This window comes from Candidatus Schekmanbacteria bacterium (assembly GCA_003695725.1).
Classification (GTDB): domain Bacteria; phylum Schekmanbacteria; class GWA2-38-11; order GWA2-38-11; family J061; genus J061.
Map to the genome: position 1 here is coordinate 1 of RFHX01000371.1, position 2,592 is coordinate 2,592.

Below are 2,592 nucleotides of genomic sequence, written 5' to 3' on the forward strand. Positions count from 1 at the left end.
AATAAATCTAAGGAGATTGTTTTAGCGGATGCAGAAGCGCCAATTCTATATCTTGATGGAGAATGGAAAATCAAAGAAACAATTGTTAGAAAAAATAGGCAAGTCTCTATTACAAATAATAGCATTCTCACAACATCATTGATTGAAATATCTGATGCTGAAAAAATAAATATAGAAATCTCAGCTATTATTAGGGGAAAACCACAAGCATTTATTTCATTATTTGTTAAAGAATATGATTCAGAAAAAAATGAAATAAAGAGAGAAAAACCTATTTATTTTAGATTTTCCAAAACTCGAGTTATTAAAGGCAATGAATCGACAAGAAAAAGGTTTAGTTTTCAGCAATCGGAAGGTTGTAAATATCTCTCTCTCAATCTGACAGCTTCAAATTTTACAAAGCTTTTCATATGCAAATATTTGTCCATCTATAAAGTAGGTAATCATCGATTTGTCCCTGTCGATTTGACTGCAAAATTTGATAATGAAGATAAAATTGAATTGGTTGGAGAAAAAAATGCTCTTTTATACAATTTTAAATTTATAAAAAGAAACAGCTATATACAGTGCGATGGGAATATTGAAACCACAGACAATAAAGAATTCTCAGCTATTATAAGATTTGCCCTGCCGATTGAATCGAAAAATCTATATTGGTATGATTCCTTTTCCAAGAAAAGAAAAATAGTAAATAATGAAATCTATTCCAATTGGCACAAACTGGGGAAAGAGCGATTTTTTTCAATATATCCCTTCTCACTAATAGAAACCGGACAGATGGGCATTGCATTTGCACTGCCTCCTGATAGACCAAGAATCTTTCGTACGGGCTACTCAAATGAAGATGGATATTTTATTGAATTCGATTGCGGCATAAGTCCAGAAACTAAAAAATTTCCATCACAATATAATTTTAGATTCCTTATTTTTGGACAAAAATCAAAATGGGGACTAAGAAAAACCGCTGAGAAATTTTATAAAATATTTCCTTCTGCTTTTGAAAAATACAAGACTAAAGAAGGCATTTGGTTTGCATGGCTTGAACCAAAAAAGATTCTATTCCCTCAAGATTTTGGTTTTATGTTTGACATAACCATAGGGAAAACACTTTTCTTTGACAGATATTACGGAATCATCCCCTTCTTTTATCAAGAGCCATATGGCATAGGTATTCAATGGAGTAAAAAGGGAAGTCCAAATAGAATACCAGAAGATGTGTCCTATGAAGATATTGTCAAAAAAATCAAGTCGCCAAAATTTACAAAAGGAAAATCTTTTGACACTGCTCATGGCAAAAAAAATTATGCCGTTGCTGCAATTGAATCAGCAATGGAAGATGAAAATGGACAATATTATATTGGAAGATACAGGCCTTATCTATATACAAATCCAGATCCCGAACTTCCCTATGGGAAATTGGTTGTCGAACGTGTTTCCTTCAGGCAGGAAAGAAGTAAAAACAAAAAGTTCATAGCAGGTCAATATATCGATTCAGTTGTACCTGCAAGATTGGCTATAAAAGAAGACTATAAAAAAAGCCATTTTCAATATGCAGATATTCCCCTTTGTTTCAGCTATGAAACAGGGAAGCCCATTGAACTGGGGCTTTTTCCTTCAATTGAGCTTGCTACGAAGATTTCCCAAATAACAAAAGTTGAGGGAGGACTCACTTTAGCCAATCTATGGTCTCCAATGCATACATTCTACTATAATATTATAGACATTCTTGGAGCAGGAGAATATTCTTCTGACCAACCAATTGAGAATTTCCATTATTTGCGCGCTATATCTCCACAAAAAACTCTCTCATTCATAGACCGAAATCTAATCGAAGGAAGATTAACGGAAAAAGACATATCAAGATGTTTTATGAAATGCTTGGCTTTTGCTGTTTATCCGGGAGCTCTTCCATTCAAAGAACCAGAAAAGTATGAAAAACTTCGTCCCTTCTATAAAAAATATATACCTCTAATAAGGCTCCTCTCATCATCCGGATGGAGGCCAATACCATATGCCAATGCATCAAATTCATCGCTCAATATTGAGAGATTCGGTAATTCGAACAGGAACATTTATTTCACAATTTTCAATCCTACTAATAAGGAAATTACTTTTACCTTCGAAGTAGAAAAGGAACTATTTAAAAGATTGGAGACAAAAGAGCTTCATTATTATGATTTGACAAGAAAAAAAATTGGCTCTTTTTCTGAAAAGGACAGTAAATTCATTACTAACTTAACAATTTCTGCGGAAGAAACAATTCTCATTCAAATAGGCAAAAAAGAAAATTTTTTAAGCACTATGTTCTTTTTATTGAGCGATTCGATTTCTGGACTAGAAAAATTCTATATTCATAAGAGTAAAGCCAAAAATCTTATCAAAAACATCTCTAAACAGAAGGATATTGAGTTTGAATTTGATGGGAAATCACCTTCTATAAGCGGTGTTGTAATTTCAAATAGAGAGGCATCAAAGACATCGGTATTCCGCCTGTCAGTACCTATTGAAAAAGCAAATACAGATTATAGAATAGGTACTGACAGGCGGAATACCGATGTTTTTGATGCCTCTCTATTTGAAATTACAACACTG

General features: G+C 33.1%; 1 protein-coding gene. It reads left to right on the forward strand.

All coding sequences use genetic code 11. The annotated features are described in order from the left end of the window. Nucleotides 1-2,592, forward strand: a 2,592-nt coding sequence (locus D6734_13330; protein RMF91967.1) for a hypothetical protein, incomplete at both ends; no start/stop codon positions are given.